This is a genomic window from Nesterenkonia haasae (assembly GCF_010119385.1).
In the GTDB taxonomy this organism is placed as follows: domain Bacteria; phylum Actinomycetota; class Actinomycetes; order Actinomycetales; family Micrococcaceae; genus Nesterenkonia; species Nesterenkonia haasae.
In genome coordinates this window covers 559335-574162 of sequence record NZ_VFIE01000018.1, presented here as the reverse complement: position 1 = coordinate 574162, position 14828 = coordinate 559335, and the positions used below count along the sequence as shown (strand labels likewise).

General features: G+C 60.6%; 14 protein-coding genes. 11 read left to right on the top strand and 3 right to left on the bottom strand.

The genetic code is table 11. The annotated features are described in order from the left end of the window. Nucleotides 1-27 precede the first annotated feature (27 nt). The 4 genes from FH975_RS06100 (at nt 28) to FH975_RS06085 (ending at nt 7402) form a co-directional block, all read left to right on the top strand. Entirely contained in the window at nt 28-4899 is a 4872-nt protein-coding gene (locus FH975_RS06100; RefSeq protein ID WP_162320507.1) for an NAD-glutamate dehydrogenase, read from the top strand. A gap of 2 nt (nt 4900-4901) precedes the next feature. Beyond that, entirely contained in the window at nt 4902-6428 is a 1527-nt protein-coding gene (locus tag FH975_RS06095) for a sensor histidine kinase (protein WP_162320506.1), read from the top strand. Between the two features lie 205 nt (nt 6429-6633). Beyond that, on the top strand, nt 6634-6882 hold the full coding sequence (locus tag FH975_RS06090) for a WhiB family transcriptional regulator (RefSeq protein ID WP_028463811.1): 249 nt from the start codon (nt 6634-6636) through the stop codon (nt 6880-6882). A 118-nt stretch (nt 6883-7000) separates the two neighbouring features. Beyond that, nucleotides 7001-7402, top strand: a complete 402-nt coding sequence (locus tag FH975_RS06085; protein ID WP_162320505.1) for a hypothetical protein — start codon at nt 7001-7003, stop codon at nt 7400-7402. Nucleotides 7403-7450: 48 nt separating this feature from the next. Here the strand turns inward: FH975_RS06085 and FH975_RS06080 are convergent, their stop codons facing one another. Further along, nucleotides 7451-7810 carry a DUF1844 domain-containing protein gene (locus FH975_RS06080; RefSeq protein WP_153078261.1) on the bottom strand — a complete coding sequence of 120 codons (360 nt, stop codon included), beginning with the start codon at nt 7808-7810 and terminating at the stop codon, nt 7451-7453. Between the two features lie 105 nt (nt 7811-7915). Between FH975_RS06080 and infC the strand changes: the two genes are divergently transcribed. The 5 genes from infC to FH975_RS06055 all read left to right on the top strand — a co-directional run bounded on the left by infC (nt 7916) and on the right by FH975_RS06055 (nt 11182). Continuing rightward, nucleotides 7916-8650: a translation initiation factor IF-3 gene (gene infC / locus FH975_RS06075; RefSeq protein WP_328821802.1), complete on the top strand. Its 735-nt coding sequence runs from the start codon at nt 7916-7918 to the stop codon at nt 8648-8650. A gap of 285 nt (nt 8651-8935) precedes the next feature. Then, the gene (rpmI, locus tag FH975_RS06070; RefSeq protein ID WP_119903029.1) at nt 8936-9130 is read left to right on the top strand and encodes a 50S ribosomal protein L35; all 195 of its coding nucleotides are present in this window, start codon (nt 8936-8938) and stop codon (nt 9128-9130) included. Nucleotides 9131-9180: 50 nt separating this feature from the next. Next, nucleotides 9181-9567: a 50S ribosomal protein L20 gene (gene rplT, locus FH975_RS06065; protein WP_153078165.1), complete on the top strand. Its 387-nt coding sequence runs from the start codon at nt 9181-9183 to the stop codon at nt 9565-9567. 234 nt (nt 9568-9801) lie between these two features. After that, nucleotides 9802-10866 (top strand): TrmH family RNA methyltransferase, encoded by a 1065-nt coding sequence (locus FH975_RS06060; protein WP_328821795.1) that lies wholly within the window; start codon nt 9802-9804, stop codon nt 10864-10866. After that, nucleotides 10850-11182, top strand: coding sequence for an RNHCP domain-containing protein (locus FH975_RS06055; RefSeq protein ID WP_202923036.1), 333 nt, complete (start codon nt 10850-10852; stop codon nt 11180-11182). Before FH975_RS06060 ends, FH975_RS06055 begins: the two co-directional genes overlap by 17 nt. Before the next feature lie 32 nt (nt 11183-11214). On the opposite strand, the gene thpD is transcribed toward FH975_RS06055, so the two are convergent. Both thpD and FH975_RS06045 read right to left on the bottom strand, forming a co-directional pair. Continuing rightward, nucleotides 11215-12114, bottom strand: coding sequence for an ectoine hydroxylase (gene thpD / locus FH975_RS06050; protein WP_153078167.1), 900 nt, complete (start codon nt 12112-12114; stop codon nt 11215-11217). A gap of 135 nt (nt 12115-12249) precedes the next feature. Beyond that, nucleotides 12250-13200: a cation diffusion facilitator family transporter gene (locus tag FH975_RS06045; protein WP_162320642.1), complete on the bottom strand. Its 951-nt coding sequence runs from the start codon at nt 13198-13200 to the stop codon at nt 12250-12252. A 97-nt stretch (nt 13201-13297) separates the two neighbouring features. Between FH975_RS06045 and FH975_RS06040 the strand changes: the two genes are divergently transcribed. Together FH975_RS06040 and FH975_RS06035 are read left to right on the top strand one after the other, a co-directional pair. Continuing rightward, the gene (locus FH975_RS06040; RefSeq protein ID WP_162320504.1) at nt 13298-14485 is read left to right on the top strand and encodes an amidohydrolase; all 1188 of its coding nucleotides are present in this window, start codon (nt 13298-13300) and stop codon (nt 14483-14485) included. Between the two features lie 41 nt (nt 14486-14526). Continuing rightward, nucleotides 14527-14826 carry an acylphosphatase gene (locus FH975_RS06035; RefSeq protein ID WP_153078169.1) on the top strand — a complete coding sequence of 100 codons (300 nt, stop codon included), beginning with the start codon at nt 14527-14529 and terminating at the stop codon, nt 14824-14826. Nucleotides 14827-14828: the final 2 nt, after the last annotated feature.

Sequence of the window (14828 nt, the reverse complement as noted above, 5' to 3'; positions counted from 1 at the left end):
AAACTTCAAGGGAGAAGACACTAGGCGATGGCAGAGCAGCCCACCACACTCTGGACACGTGACGACGATCAGTTTGAGGCGCTCGCGGAAGCCTATTTTGCTCATATCGCCCAGGAGGACTTGGCTGCGATCGACATGCCGGCCCGCCTGCACCGGGTCGAGAGCCATGTGCGATTGGCCGATTCCCGCAGAAGTGCCCGGCCGGCAGTTGCGGTGGTGCGTGCCGAACACCGCAGCGTGGTGCAGGTCACCACCGATGACATGCCCTACCTGGTGGATTCGGTCACCAGTGAGGTCACCAGATGCGGACACGCTATTGCCCTTGTGGTGCACCCCATCCTCCTGACTAAGCGCAGCACACGCGACGCCCGGCTGAAAGCGGTGCAGTCGTTGCCCACACAGGGAAGGTCCCTGTCTTCTGGAGACACGCAAGCACTCCCCAGCCTGGCCGCATTCATCGATGAGCAGGACCGCGTTGAGGTCGAGTCCTGGATCACTGTGGAACTGGACCGCATCCTCGATGACGAAGCCGCAGAGACACTTGTCGCCGGACTCAACAGCGTCCTCGATGATGTGCGGGCCAGCCACCGCGACCAAGAGCGAATGACGGCACAGGCCCACCGTGCAGCGGCAACAATACGCAGACTCGACGGGGTGATGGACCGGGACGAGTCTGCGGAGTTCGTTGAATGGATGGGCCAGGGAAATTTCCTTTTCCTCGGCTATAGGGAGTACTCCCTGACCTTCAGGGGGGACGAGCAGGACGACTCCGGTGAACCACCCACAGCGGAGAGCTGGCAAGACGAGGAGGGGATCCACGCTCGGCTAGAGCCCGTGCCTGGCACAGGACTGGGAATACTCGCCGACGTGGGAGGAGTTCCGCGTTCGCGCAGCTCCTCGGAACTCTCTTCGGCTGGCCGTGCTCGCGCCTTGCAGCCCCAAGCGTTGGTGATCACCAAAGCTAATTCGCGCTCCACTGTGCGCCGACGCACCTATATGGACTATGTGGCGGTCAAGACTTTCAATGAGGATGGCCGAGTCACTGGTGAGCGCCGATTCCTGGGACTCTTCAGTCAACGGGCATACACCCAGTCCATTTCCACCATTCCACTGGTGCGGGCCCGGGCTAAGCAGCTTCTAGCCCGTTCGGGTTTCAGCCCTGACTCCCACTCCGGCGCGGACCTGCTGCAGATTCTGGAAACCTATCCGCGCAATGAGCTCATGCAGATGGATATCGCCGAAGTGGAAGAGGTTGCGTGGCAGATCCTCCAGCTACAGGAGCGTAGGCGCATCAAGCTCTTCCTTCGGCAGGACCACTACGGCCGGTTTATGACGGCGCTGCTGTACATGCCCAGGGATCGGTACAACACCCATACGCGGCGGCGTACCGAAGATGAGCTGATGGCGCATATTGATGCAGAGTCCATCGACTTCACGGTTCGTCTGTCCGATTCAGTGCTGGCTCGGGTGTTCTTCCGCATGAGGCTGAAGCCTGGAGCAGAAGAAATCAGCATCAGCGTCGAGGACCTCGAGGCGAGGCTGGCGCGGGCTGTTCGGTCTTGGGGTGAGGGTATCTCCCAGGAGGCTTCGGCCCGGTACACACCGGCTCACGCCGACCGCATTTCGAACCGTTGGGGTGAAGCATTTCCCCCTGAGTACCGTGCGGTATACGAAGTCCCCGACGCACTGCACGACGCCGCGGAGTTTGAGACGCTGCAGGCTCAGCCTGAGGCTGGACCGCGCCTGTACTTCTACGCACCCGACCAGGACGATCCGGCGGATATGCGCCTCAAGCTCTACTTGACGGACGCTAAGACTCTCACCGACACGCTGCCCATCATTGACGACTTCGGCCTGGAGTTGTTGGACGAGCGGGCATACACGATCGTCACGGCCGACGGAGCCACCTGTTATCTCTACGACTTGGGCATCTGCTATCCGGCAGGCGTCGACCCCTACGGGACCAGTGAGCTGTTCAAGGAGGCGTACCACCAGGTGCTCATCGGACGGGTCGAATCCGATGAATTCTCTCGCTTGGTGCTGCACCTGCACATGGACATTCGCAGGGTGACTGTTCTGCGTGCCTACGCCAAGTACATGCGCCAGTTGGGCATGCCGAACTCCTACGACTTCCTCGCAGATGCGTTGTTAGCCAACCCGGAGGTCGCTCGCGCCCTCATCGCGCTGTTTACGGCCAAGTTCGATCCCAATCTTGATTCGGGTCGTGAAGAGGCGGTTCAGGCGTGTTACAAGCAGGTCCAGGATGCCCTGGAATCGGTCAAGACTCTGGACGCTGACCGGGTGCTGTCGGCCTTCCTGAACCTCATAGAAGCCACAGACCGTACCAACCTGTATCAGGGCAGGGACTGGGTAGCGCTGAAGCTCAGACCACAGTCGATTGACGCTGCACCGGCGCCGCGTCCGGCACACGAAATCTGGGTGTACTCACCCACCGTGGAGGGCTCGCACCTGCGGTTTGAAAGGATCGCACGCGGAGGTCTGCGCTGGTCGGACCGATCGGAAGACTTTCGCACCGAGGTTCTGGGACTGGTCAAAGCCCAAATGGTCAAGAATGCGGTGATCGTGCCATCGGGAGCCAAAGGTGGGTTCTACCCTAAGCAGCTGCCTGATCCGGCAGAGGACCGGTCAGCCTGGTTCGAGGCCGGTCGTGATGCATATATGACATTCATTAGGGCGTTGCTGGACGTGACAGACAATCAGGTGATCAGCGACGGCACGATGACAGTGGTGCCGCCGGAGAACGTGGTGAGGCACGACGGCGACGATCCCTACTTGGTTGTCGCCGCAGACAAAGGCACTGCTGCATTCTCCGATACGGCCAACGCGATAAGCAATGAGTACGGACATTGGTTGGGCGATGCTTTCGCCTCCGGAGGGTCGGTCGGTTACGACCACAAGGCGATGGGCATCACCGCACGGGGCGCCTGGGAGTCGGTTAAATCCCACTTCAAAACACTCGGCCATGACACCCAGACGGAGGACTTCACAGTCATCGGCGTCGGTGATATGGGCGGCGATGTGATGGGCAACGGAATGCTCCTGTCGGAGCACATTCGATTGGTGGCGGCCTTCAACCATCTGCATATCTTCATTGACCCGGACCCAGACCCTCAACGGTCGTTTGTTGAGCGTAAGCGACTTTTTGATGCGCAGAAATCTGGCTGGGACGCCTACGACCCAGAGCTGATCTCAGCCGGTGGGGGAGTCTTTTCGCGTGACGTGCGCAGTGTCGAGATCAGCCCCGAGATGAAGAACAGGTTTGGTATCTCCTCCGACCAGCTCACCCCACCGGAGCTGATTGCCGCTCTGCTGAAAGCACCCGTGGACCTTCTCTACAACGGGGGCATTGGGACCTATATCAAGGCTGAGGACGAGTCCCACGAAGATGTGGGCGACCGCGCCAATAACGGTATCCGTATCAACGGTGCGGACGTGAGAGCGAAGGTGATCGCCGAAGGCGGCAACCTAGGCCTGACTCAGGCAGGTCGGATCGAGGCCGCCCAGCGCGGAGTGCTGATCAACACTGATGCCATTGACAACTCCGCCGGCGTCGACTGTTCGGATCACGAGGTCAACATCAAGATTCTCCTGGAGTCCTTGGTCTCATCAGGGCGGCTGGAGCCAGAGGCGCGTAACGGGCTGCTGGAGGACATGACAGAGGACGTCGCCGAACTTGTTCTGCAGACAAATGAGGACCAAAACGTGCTGCTGCTCGCCGAACGGCACCGACTCACCGAATGGTCCCCGAGCTTCGGTCGGCTCATCGGCTGGCTTGAGCTCAACGCCGGATTGGATCGCGAGCTGGAAGTGCTCCCTACTGATCAGGACATGCACCAGAGGCTGGATGATGGTGTGCCGCCGCTGACCGCACCAGAGATCGCCGTGCTGGCCGCCTATGCAAAGATCCATCTCAAGGCTGCCCTGTCCGCCTCAGGCCTGCCCAAGGACCCCTGGTTGCGCCGTATTCTGGAAGACTACTTCCCCACTCAGCTCACCTCACAGTTCGCTGACCAGCTGCCTCAGCATCCGCTGGCAGATCGAATCATCGCCAACGATGTGGCTAATGATGTGATCAACATGGCTGGCTCCACTTTCGTCTTCCGCACTGTTGAGGAAACGTTCGCATCTCCGCATCAAGTCGTGCGGGCCTTCCTCATTGCCCGTGAACTGTTCGATCTTGAAGAGTTCGACGCCGCCCTCCGCCGCCTCCCAGTGGACTTCCCCACCTCATCCTGGGCTGAGGCGTATGTAGATATGCGCCGACTTCTGGACCGCGCTGTGCGCTGGCTGGTGACCCACGGGGTCGAGAGTGATTCCTTGGAGAACGACATCGCTTCCTACCAAGAGCAGATGGCGCCGTTGTACCGGCAGCTGCACGGTCTGCTGTACGGCCCAGACGCTGAACGCGTGGCAGCCCGGAATGAGGAAGTCCTCCAGCTGGGTATGGGCGAAGAGCTGGCAGCCTGGTACGCCGAACTGTTCGAATCGTTCTCACTGCTGGACATTGCCGCTTTGGCACGCAGCAACCATATGGACTCACGTGTGGTGGCTGAGGTCTATTACGCCGTCTACGCCGAGTTCGACGTCGATTCGTTGTTGAACCACATCACTAACCTGCCCAGAGAAGACAAGTGGCAGGCACTCGCCCGTGGTGCACAGCGGGACGAGCTGTACTTCGCGCTCCACGAGATCACCCAGTCTATTCTCACCACCACGGGCCAGCAGGCCCCACAGCAGCGGTTGGAAGAATGGAAACAGGCTAATGCCTCGGCGTTGGAGCGTGCGGAACGCCTCTCCGCAGAAGTGCGTGAACACGAATTCTCTATGGCATCGATCACCGTATTGCTGCGTCATCTACGCGGGCTTGTCGGCGCGTAACCGTGGGAGTCGATGTTCTCAGTGAACGGCTAGACAACAACCGGCACCTCACTCGCAAGGACATTGAGTGGTTGCACGCTCTGGTCGGTGACTGGCAGCTGTTGTCCGATCTGGCGTTCTCGGACCTCGTGCTGTGGTTTCCGAGCACCGATGATGGTGTTGTCGAATCGGAAGGCCGCTCCTATGTGGCGCTGGCCCAGGCAAGGCCCTCAACGACCCAGACACTCGTCCACCGAGATGTGGTCGGTGACCGAATCAGGGCTGACCTGCGGCGCATGGTCGAACGCGCCTGGGTGGCCCAGGTAGAAACCAACTCCTCAGACCAGGGCCAGCCCTCACCAGCGCGGATGCGCGTCACCGCCATTCCCTTAGTGCGTGCCGGGAGGACAGTCGCGGTGATCACACTGCACTTCTCCGTAGCTGCTCTGCGCACTCCATCTCGCATGGAACTCACCTACCGGCGCTGCGCGGCCGACCTGCTCACTATGGTTGCCGAAGGCGCGTGGCCGGATGCCTCACAAGAGTTCACCGGCTACTCGGGCGCCCCTCGTGTGGGGGATGGGTTGCTCCGCCTCGACATGGACGGAAAAATCACCTTCGCCAGTCCGAATGCCGTTTCAGCGCTCCTGCGGCTGGGCGTGCAGGACGCCCTCGAAGGCAGATCGCTTGCGGGCATCGGCGCTGAGCTCCAACGAGCAACGGGAGTCGCCGTCGACGAGTCTCAACCGCTGATGCTCACCGGGCGCAGAGCGATGCGCGCAGAGCTTGAGGCTCATGGAGCAGCCGTCACTCTGCGGTCCATTCCGCTGTTCCAAGGAGGGGAGCGATTCGCAGCCCTGGTTCTCTGCCGCGATGTGACCGAGCTTCGCCGCAGAGATAAGCAGCTGATGAGCAAAGACGCGACTATTAAGGAAATTCACCACCGGGTGAAGAACAACCTCCAGACTGTCTCCGCGCTGCTGCGAATGCAGTCCCGGCGAATGGACTCTTCTGAGGGTCGCGACGGACTTAGGCGTGCAATGCGCCGGGTGGAAACTATAGCTATGGTTCACGATTCGCTCGCCCAGGGATTGGAGGAGAGCGTAGACGTTGATGAGCTGATGCGGCGGCAGCTTCATCTGGCTGCGGAGATGGCCCAATCCGACCGCACAGCGGAGACGCGTCTGGAAGGCAGCTTCGGCCAGCTTCCACCCCATATGGTGACACCACTGGTGCTGGTTATCACAGAAGTGGTGGCCAACGCCGTGGAACACGGTCTTCCCAACTTTCCGCCTGAGGAGCGCCTGCGGGTGACGCTGAGCGTCAACCGCCCTACAGACGCGGCCGGGCGTCAGCGGCTCGAGATCGAACTCACCGACGACGGGATCGGCATCCCCGAAGGTGAGTGGGAACCGGGCTTGGGACTCCAAATCGTTCGAACGTTGGTACGCGGCGAACTTTCCGGCGCCATCGAGTGGTTGCCCGGACAAGCGAAGAATGTCGATCGTCCCGGAACTCGGGTCGTCCTGCGAGCCCCGATTCTTGGCTAGGGAGGTGACCAGCCATTGGCTCCAGAATGGTCGATGGGGCGACCCTCATGTGTGGACAAAAGTGATCAATCACACAGCGTTTCGCAAAATTCACCTACTGAGAGGTCTTGTTTGCCTGGCCGTAACATGCCAGCCTTAAATACTAAAGCATCCAAGACCTGCCTGTGGCGTACTACGTTGTCAGGCACAAGGAGTAGTGATCGCCATGGATTGGCGCAGCCGAGCAGCTTGTCTGGACAAAGATCCCGAGCTCTTCTTCCCCGTCGGCAACACCGGCCCCGCTCTTCTTCAGATTGAAGAAGCTAAGAGCGTGTGTCGGCGCTGCCCCGTGATGGACACCTGCCTTCAATGGGCACTGGACACCGGTCAGGACGCCGGTGTCTGGGGAGGAATGTCGGAGGACGAGCGGCGCGCACTCAAGCGCCGCGCGGCCCGAGCACGCAGGGCCAGCTGACCAGGAGTAGCACGATCAGTAAAGCCGAGCGCCCCGCTCTCCACACGGAGGGTGGGGCGCTCGGCTTTACTGAAACTTTCAGAGCCAGCGTTCCGCAGCAGATGATTGAATAGTCCCCATGTCAGAGTTGCCGTCCGTCAGACCGCCACGCCCAGCTACGGTGTGGACCATCTACGTGATCTTGTTCTGCCAGGGTGCTGTCATCATTCTGGGTACTCTCGTGGCTGCCGTCAGCTCAGACGCACAGGTACTGGACACGGCTGGCACTATCGCGCTGACCGTGCTCTACATACTTACAGGTGCGGTTCTGGTGCTGTTGGGATTCAAGATCTTTTCCGGGGCGCCGTCAGCGCGGACGCCGGCAATGGTCCTTCAACTGCTGATTGTGGTGCTTTCGTTCAGCTTCTTTGCTGGCGGCGAGCTCCTGACTGGACTGATCTTCCTCATACCGGCGGCCGCGGCATTGGTTTTGCTATTCATCAAGCCCACGGCGCAGTGGCTCGATACAGCGCAGAGTTAGCAACTTCGTCCGTTCACTGGGGTTGGAGCGAAGTGTGGAAATGCGGACTCAGGTCACCGCACCCGTCCACTTCTCCCCGGGACCCTTGCCAGGAGCGTCAGCGATGATGGAGGCTTCGCGGAACGCCAGCTGCAGAGAGCGAACACCGTCGCGCAGCGGAGCAGCGTGGGTAGAACCGACCTCCGGTGCCGCTGCGGTGACCAAACCGGCAAGCGCCGTAATGAGTTTCCGGGCTTCATCGAGGTCCTGGAGTTCCTTGGCGTCTGGCCCTTCTGCCAGACCAGTCTTCACCGCCGCGGCGCTCATCAGGTGCACAGCCACGGTGTTGATCAGTTCAACGGCGGGTACCTCAGCAATGTCCCGGGTATGGGTGCCGGTCAGTGAGGCAATTTCATCATCCGGCGTCATTGGCAGATCCGGGGTGTTCTGGTCACTAGTCATACTGATAAGATTCTCACAGTCGATTTGAACCGCGCCAGCGCGTGCCTAAACATCGGCCTCATAGAGTAACTCATCGAATCAGGAGCAAGACAGATCAGCGAACCACGCATCAACAGCCGTATCCGAGTTCCAGAAGTCCGCCTCGTTGGGCCCCAAGGGGAGCAAGTGGGAATCGTCAGGATTGACGACGCACTGCGTTTGGCGGGCGAAGCTGATCTTGATCTGGTCGAGGTTGCTCCGCAGGCCAAGCCGCCCGTCTGCAAACTGATGGACTTTGGCAAGTGGAAGTACGAGGCCGCCGTTAAGGCCCGTGAATCCCGTAAGAACCAGTCGACCACCACGCTCAAGGAAGTCCGCTTCAGGCTGAAGATTGACGACCACGACTACCAGACCAAGGTCGGTCATGCCCGCCGCTTCCTTGACGCAGGTGACAAGGTCAAAGCGATGATTCAGTTCCGAGGACGTGAGCAGCAGCGCCCAGAGATGGGCGTGCGGCTCCTTCAGCGGTTCAGCGAAGACGTCGCAGACTTGGGTCAGGTGGAGTCATCCCCTCGCCAAGACGGCCGGCACATGGTGATGGTTGTCGGACCTCTGCGCACTAAGGCCCAGCAGGCTAAAGCTGCTGCCACCGGTGACGGTGAGGTCTCTGACAATGAAGACAACAAGGCCAAGACCAAAGCCAAGAACGAACGTCGCGCGCAGAAGACTCAGGAGCGCCAGAAGCGGATGTCCACCGATCAGAAGGACGTCAAGCCGCTCTCCAACTCCATGGAGGACTACCTCCCGGACGAGCTCAAGAACCGCTGATCGGTCTAGACCTGTCACAGGGAGTCTCATAAGAGACCTGCCGGCAGGAATATCCGCGGCGGTGCTGCTTTGGAAATTTTGGCCAGCAGTGGTCTTCCCGTTAGTATTGACTGCTGGGTCCGGAGGCCCTATGCCCCCTTTTGGAGCGTGCCTCCAGCCCACGACAAAGGGACTGCCACTCATCACCGATGAGTTGGGCTGTCCACCTCTGTGCCGTCGTCGTGATTGTCCCGTCGATCATTCCAAGGCACTGCAGGTCCGAACGAACCGAAGGAGTGCGGCTCAATGCCGAAGAACAAGACTCACTCCGGAGCCAAAAAGCGATTCAAGCAGACCGGCTCCGGCAAGATTAAGCGCCAGCAGGCTAACCGCCGCCACTACCTGGAGCACAAGTCTTCGCGTCTGACCCGTCGCCTGGCATCTGACCAGATCGTTACCAAGGCCGACGAATCACGCATTAAGAAGATGCTGGGCCTCTGAGCCCTCGGCATCTTGCAAGACAACAGACTTAGCTCACAGGAGAATTAGTAATGGCACGTGTAAAAAGGGCGCTCAACGCCCACAAAAAGCGCCGCAAGGTCCTTGATCGGGCTTCCGGCTACCGCGGACAGCGGTCCCGCCTTTACCGCAAGGCTAAAGAGCAGCTGCTGCACAGCTACACCTATAACTACCAGCACCGCAAGAAGCGCAAAGGCGATTTCCGTCGTCTCTGGATCCAGCGCATCAATGCTGCTTCCCGCGCTCACGGCATGACCTACAACCGCTTCATCCAGGGTTTGAAGGCTGCCGGTGTCGAGGTCGACCGCAGGATGCTGGCCGAGCTGGCCGTCTCTGATTCGAATGCCTTCGGGTCATTGGTTGAGACCGCCCGCAAGGCTCTGCCTTCAGACGTCAACGCACCGAAGGCCAACGCCTGATCTTCTGAGGTGACTTGTGATGCCCGCTTCCATTCAGGGAAGCGGGCATCGCTGCGTTAACACCCGATCATGGCACGCTCGTTGGGACACCAGCACCTGCGCCACTCTTCATCCCATCGAATGTGCCAGCTGAGCCGATATTTCCGGTGTTTGTGCGAGACCCGATAGGACTCTGGAGGAGACCTTCTGCAGCGTCCCATCCGATTGTGCACCGGGGCCTGAGAGAATGACCTGGTGACTGACGAATATCTCATGGACAATCCCCGCAGTGAGCGCGTTAAGCGTGTCGCTGCTTTAGCCACCCGAGCCGGACGGAAGAAGCAGCGCCTATTCCTGGCCGAGGGCCCTCAGTCGGTGCGGGAGGCGCTGAAAGTCTGGTTGGCCAGATATGAACCCGACGACGCTGCGGCACTTCCCGGGACCTCCGAGACATCAAGACTTCCCCAGCTGGATGCACTGTTTTTCGACGCCGCGGCGGTCCAGAGATCCCCGGATGTCGAGGCACTTCTCGACCGGATGCGGGGAGTCCTCTTCGACCCCACCATCGATCTGCCGCGTGATGCCCGCCCGTTTCTCCGCGAAGCGACACCGGAAGTACTGGCCGCCATGGGGGACGCTGAGACCTCCCAGGGTTTAGTTGCGGTCGCGCGCATCCCCGACGGAGATGCTGACTTTCGGTCGCTGGAGTCAGCTACGGTAGCTTCACCTGTCTCCCTCATAGCAGGTGTTGTTCGGGTTCAAGATCCGGGCAATGTGGGAACCATCATCCGGACCGCTGATGCTGCAGGGGCCGAGCTCGTAGTGCTCGCTGCCGGCTCAGCGGACCCATGGTCCCCCAAAGTGGTCCGTTCTGGAGCAGGCTCGCACTTCCACGTACCGATCTTCACTGGCGTCGACACAGACGAATATGCTCGCCTTGTGCAGCGCGAGGGTATTCAGGTGGTGGCTTCGGCTGGTGAAGGTGAGACTCCGCTGACCGCTTTGCGATCAGCAGAACCCGCCGCCGGACAGTTCAACCCTGCGGAGCGCACCCTGTGGCTTTTCGGCAACGAAGCGCATGGGCTCAGCGAACACGAAATTCAACTGGCTGATCATACGGTCGGGATTCCCATCTACGGCCGGGCCGAATCACTCAATGTTGCGACTGCGGCCACCATTTGCCTGTACACCACCGCCATGGCTCAGCGCTCCGGACCCCCAGCCACCCCCGACTCAGCACGACCGAGAGCATCATCGTTGACGGTTGCGGACGGGGAGCCACTGTCACCGACGGAGGATTCAGGTGAGCATCAACGGTGAACCTGGCTTAGGCAGACGCAGCACGGAGAACACCGGGTTCTGCTGCGTCCAGTGTGGTGGGGACATTGCTCGACACACGGGGGGCAGCTACCGAAATCACTGCCCGCACTGCTTATGGTCGCGCCATGTAGATGAGCTCCCCGGAGATCGGGCCGCCCAATGTGGCGGCCCGATGAAACCGGTCGGCGTCGACTACTCGGGAAAAAAGGGTTACATCTTGATTCACCGCTGCACAACCTGCGGGGCAGGAGACCGCAACAAGATTGCACCTGACGACGACATGAACGCCATCATCGCCCTCCAGCGCCCGCACTAATCAGTCAGGAGCGGCTCCCTCTGCGAAACCACTCAGCTCCCTACCGGAGTGAAGTCCCTGCTTGCCAGGAACTCAGGCCGCCGTTTGGGCGCCGCAAAGGGCTCTTCGAGCGTGTTCTCTACGGAGTTATAGACGATAAACACATTGGAGCGCGGATAGGGCGTGACATTTCCATTGGATGCGTGCATGCAGTTGGAGTCGAACATGATCGCACCACCGGCGGGTCCTTCCAGCACATCGATGCCGAACCGGTCTGCGAATTCAGCCAGAGTCTGTGGGTCCGGTACACCGGCCCCCTGCATAATGAGTGACTGTTCGTGGTTGTTCTCCGGGGTCTTACCAGCAGCGCAGACGTAGTGCTTATGAGAGCCCGGCATGATCATCAGCGGCCCGTTGAATGAGTAGTTGTCGGTCAGTGAGATGGAGATGCTCACTGCGCGGGGCCTTGGCATACCGTCCTCGGCGTGCCATGTCTCGAAATCGGAGTGCCACGTGAACTCCTTGCCCACGAAGCCAGGCTTGTAGTTGATCCGGCTCTGGTGGATGTATACCTCCGAGCCGAGGATCTGCCGAGCCCGGTCCACAATGCGCGGGTCATGAGCAATCTTTCTGAAGACATCGTTGGTCTTGTGGATATCGAAGATAGAGCGCACTTCGTTCGAGGCGGCTTCCACGACCGTGCGCCGCTCAGCCTTGACCTGAGGGTCTTCGGCGAGTCGTCGGAGCTCATTGCGGAACAGCTGGAGCTCATCGCCGTCGATGAGCTGGTCGATTGTCAGGTATCCGCGCTGGTCAAAACTCTCCAGCGTCTGGTGATCCAAAGGGCCTTTATCAGTTGGACCCTGAACGACGTCGTCCTGTCGCGGGATAACGCGATTCTCTCCCTGGCGGGTCGGATACAGGTCTACCATTTCGGGGGCGATGGTGGTCATGTGCCACACCTCCTAGTGATTCGGTTGCACGGTCGATCGACGACGCCCGTGGCAGCCGTACCCCTGACTCAGGTGCGCCCACGCTGGCGCCGCTATCAGGACCGTACCAGGCTGAGGCAGGACTGCAACTGTCCTTCAGGGCCGGGCACAGGGATGTGCACCGTCAGTAAGTCCTTCATGGGTCGCACGCTCAGCGGTCTCCAATTGGAATGTGGAGTGGGTGATGGATACGCCAAAATCCTTGGCGACACAGGTGCTCAGTTCGGCCAGCTTGGCGGGAGCACAACCGCTGGTGAAACAGGACTCCTCCACCACCACATGTGCGGAGATGATTGGTAGGCCCGTTGCGACGGTGGAGGCGTGCAGATCATGAACGTCCTGGACATGGTCGATGGCAAGGATGTGCTGGCGCACATCCTCTAAATCCAGTCCGCGCGGCACGAACTCCATCAGCACTCGGCCGGTATCACGCAACAGCAGCACGGCGCGCGGCACGATCATCGCAGCTATCAGCAGCGCAGCCACGGCGTCGGCCTGGTGCCATCCTGTGAGCCAGATGACCGCTGCGGCCACGATGACCCCCAGTGAGCCCAATGCATCGGCAGACACTTCCAGGAAGGCCGCTCGCAGATTGAGGTTGGTGGTCCGCCGGGGCGCAAGCACCAACAGCGAGATGATGTTGCCCACAAGCCCTGCAACCCCGAAGAGCAGCAGCTCAACGTACAGCACCTCCTGCGGGTCATAGAGCCGGCGGACGCCCTCAATAGCAGCGTACGTGCCGATACCTGCCAACAGGGCCGCCTGTGCGCCTGCGGCGAGGACCTCAACCCGGCGGTACCCCCAGGAGCGAGTGCTGCTGACGCCCCGGAACATCAGGCTGGCGGCGATGACGGCCACAATCAGTCCGATGCTGTCTGCGAGTGAATGTACGGCGTCGGTCAACAGGGCCAAGGAGCCGGTCAACCAGGCCCCAATGGCCTGCGCTGCGACAATGCACAGGGTGACGGCACAGGCGATCACGAGGCGGCGGCGCTGGTCGGGCGCCTGAGCCTTGGGTGATACATGCTCGCGAGCCTGGCCCTCCATAAGTCCCATGTATTCACAATAAGCTTCTTTATTGAGAATGGCGAAGGTGCGAATCTACCGCAGAACAATTAGCAGTTCACTCCGCTAAGGTGGACGCATGGTTGCGTCAGGAAACTATATTGTGACGAATGCTCGTGTGGTGCCCGTGACGGAGGATTCCTTCGATGGCTCCGTGGTTGTCACCGACGGCAAGATCGCCGCACTTGGGCCTGATCTGGACACCCCGGCGGGTCACGAGGTGATCGACGCCGCAGGTGGATGGGTGGTCCCGGGACTGGTAGATGCCCACGTCCACTTGGGCGTTCACGAGGAGGGAGAGGGCTGGGCGGGGGCCGACTTCAATGAGGCCACCGACCCGGTGACCGCAGCGGTGCGAGCCATTGACGCAATCAACCCTGTGGAGATCGGCTTCGACGACGCGCTCGCCCATGGAATCACCACAGTCAACGTCAACCCAGGCTCCGCGAACGTCATCGGTGGTCTGACGGTAGCGATCAAGACTCACGGTTCGGTCATCGACGATATGGTGCTGCGTTCGCCCTCTGGGCTGAAGGCTGCCCTCGGAGAGAACCCCAAAAGGGTCTACGGAGATCAGAAGAAGGCGCCCAGCACCCGTCTGGGGACGGCATTCGCTGCGCGAAAAGCCTTCACGGAGGCTCGGCACTGGGCAGCCAAAGACCCTGAGGACCGCCCGGCCGATCTTATTTCAGAAGCTCTGGTCAAAGTCCTCGCGCGTGAGATTCCTTGGCGCCAGCACTGCCACCGTGCCGATGACATTGTCACTGCTCTGCGCATCGCGGATGAGTTCGGCTACGAGCTGGTGCTCGACCACGGCACCGAGGCCCACCTGATCGCCGACCGGATCGCCGCTCGCGGCATTCCTGTGCTCTACGGCCCCATGATGGTGTCACGGTCCAAGGTGGAAGTCCGTGAACGCAGCCCCCGCGCACCGGGCATCTTGTCCCGGGCGGGAGTCAAAGTCTCTATCATCACGGACCACCCCGTGGTTCCCATCGACTTCCTCATCAACCAGGCGGCCCTAGCGGTGAAAGAGGGTATGGATCCGGATGCGGCGCTCAAGGCAGTCACCATCAATCCTGCCGAAGTGCTCGGGGTCGCTGACCGGATCGGTTCCATCGAGCCAGGCAAAGACGCGGACCTCACCCTCTGGGAGGGAGACCCATTGGATACCCGCAACCGGGCCCTGCGCACCTGGATCGAAGGCAGAGAGGTCTACTCCTATGACTCGACCAACCGGACGGGGTCTGTGCTGCCCCGCTGGTAGCTGCTCTTCACACCAGCGCCTGGCTTTGCTTGACTGGGGTGATGGAACACCACTTCAGCGCAGGCACCTCAGTCACCGTCACCGGCACCGTTCAAGGGGTGAACTACCGCAACTCGGCTAAACGCCAGGCCGATGAGCTGGGCCTGGTCGGATGGGTGCGCAATACCCCTGACGAGGCGGTAGAACTGCTGATCGGGGGCGATGGCCCCGCCGTCGACTCTTTCATCAGCTGGTGCGCCAAGGGTCCGAGGCGGGCTGAGGTCACCTCCGTGGATACGCGTGAAGCCACCGACGAGGAGTTGCAGACACTGCCACGTGCCGGGTTCGAGGTCAGACGGTGACA

Bases quoted from the DNA above. Each gene is read 5' to 3' on its own strand.
- rplT (WP_153078165.1), top strand. From the start codon at position 9,181: ATGGCACGTGTAAAAAGGGCGCTCAACGCCCACAAAAAGCGCCGCAAG.
- rpmI (WP_119903029.1), top strand. From the start codon at position 8,936: ATGCCGAAGAACAAGACTCACTCCGGAGCCAAAAAGCGATTCAAGCAG.
- FH975_RS06080 (WP_153078261.1), bottom strand. From the start codon at position 7,810: ATGACGCCGGATGATGAAATTGCCTCACTGACCGGCACCCATACCCGG.
- FH975_RS06085 (WP_162320505.1), top strand. From the start codon at position 7,001: ATGTCAGAGTTGCCGTCCGTCAGACCGCCACGCCCAGCTACGGTGTGG.
- FH975_RS06090 (WP_028463811.1), top strand. From the start codon at position 6,634: ATGGATTGGCGCAGCCGAGCAGCTTGTCTGGACAAAGATCCCGAGCTC.
- FH975_RS06040 (WP_162320504.1), top strand. From the start codon at position 13,298: ATGGTTGCGTCAGGAAACTATATTGTGACGAATGCTCGTGTGGTGCCC.
- FH975_RS06035 (WP_153078169.1), top strand. From the start codon at position 14,527: ATGGAACACCACTTCAGCGCAGGCACCTCAGTCACCGTCACCGGCACC.
- FH975_RS06045 (WP_162320642.1), bottom strand. From the start codon at position 13,200: ATGGAGGGCCAGGCTCGCGAGCATGTATCACCCAAGGCTCAGGCGCCC.
- FH975_RS06100 (WP_162320507.1), top strand. From the start codon at position 28: ATGGCAGAGCAGCCCACCACACTCTGGACACGTGACGACGATCAGTTT.
- thpD (WP_153078167.1), bottom strand. From the start codon at position 12,114: ATGACCACCATCGCCCCCGAAATGGTAGACCTGTATCCGACCCGCCAG.